Source organism: Cupriavidus sp. 8B, from assembly GCF_054589115.1.
The window spans coordinates 1-1,006 of sequence record NZ_BAAILO010000246.1; the positions used below are offsets into that span (position 1 = coordinate 1).

Consider the following 1,006-nt stretch of genomic DNA (forward strand, 5'->3'; position numbering starts at 1 on the left):
TGGCATGGCGAAGTGGCTCACGGCATGGCGAAACAACCCGGAAACGCCTTGGATGGCCGAGACGCCAAGCAGCGCGCAGCAGCAGGCGCTCAAGGAGTGGTACGTTTCCATCCTTACCCAACGCGAGGTCGAGCAGCCGGTCCCGAGCGGCCCTGCCGTTGGCATTGACGTTGGCGTGGCCCGCTTCGCAACCCTGAGCGACCGCACGTATCTCGCGCCGCTCGCCAGGTTCAAGAGACACGAGCAGCGCCTCGCGAAGTATCAGCGCCGCATGTCGCGCAAGCAGAAAGGTAGCTCCAACTGGAAGAGGGTGAAGGCCCGTGTGCAACGCATTCAGGCGCACATCGCGAACACCCGCTTGGACTTCCTGCACAAAGCCTCAAACACGATCAGCAAAAACCACGCAATGATCGCTGTCGAGGACTTGCAGGTAAGAAACATGAGCAAATCGGCAAGCGGTACCGCCGATGCACCGGGGCGCAACATCCGCGCAAAAAGCGGCCTCAACAAGGCCATTCTGGATCAGGGATGGTTCGAATTCCGACGCCAGCTTGAGTACAAGACGGATTGGCGTGGAGGCTTCTTCGTCGCCGTTCCACCGCAAAACACTAGCCGGACCTGCCCGTGCTGTGGCCATGCATCGGCCGAGAATCGCAGGACGCAGGCAAAGTTCGCATGCGTGGCGTGCGGCTTCGAGGAGCACGCCGATGTGGTCGGCGCGATCAATGTTTTAAGGGCGGGACACGCCCGGTTCGCCTGTGAAGTGAGCGGTGCAGTAAGGCCGCCAGCAGCAGGAACCCACCGAAGCGACTTGGTATGCAGCTCCACGCTGCCACCGAGAGCGGTAGGAATCTCCTCCCTTTCCGCGCGACGCGCGGCAGCCGAAGGCTGAGGGAGGGGAGGATGTCAACTATCGGAATAGCGCCTGATCCCTGATCGTTGCCGCTGCCGGCGGACAACCGTGAGTACCACGACACCGAACGAGAGAGACCTTGGAATTTTACGT

Annotated in this window: 1 protein-coding gene; it reads left to right on the plus strand. The window is 61.3% G+C overall.

What is annotated here, in order from left to right:
* Positions 1–892 (plus strand): RNA-guided endonuclease InsQ/TnpB family protein (locus tag ACYP5B_RS23785; protein WP_459571316.1); only part of this gene is annotated, 892 nt, incomplete at its 5' end.
* Positions 893–1,006 lie beyond the last annotated feature (114 nt).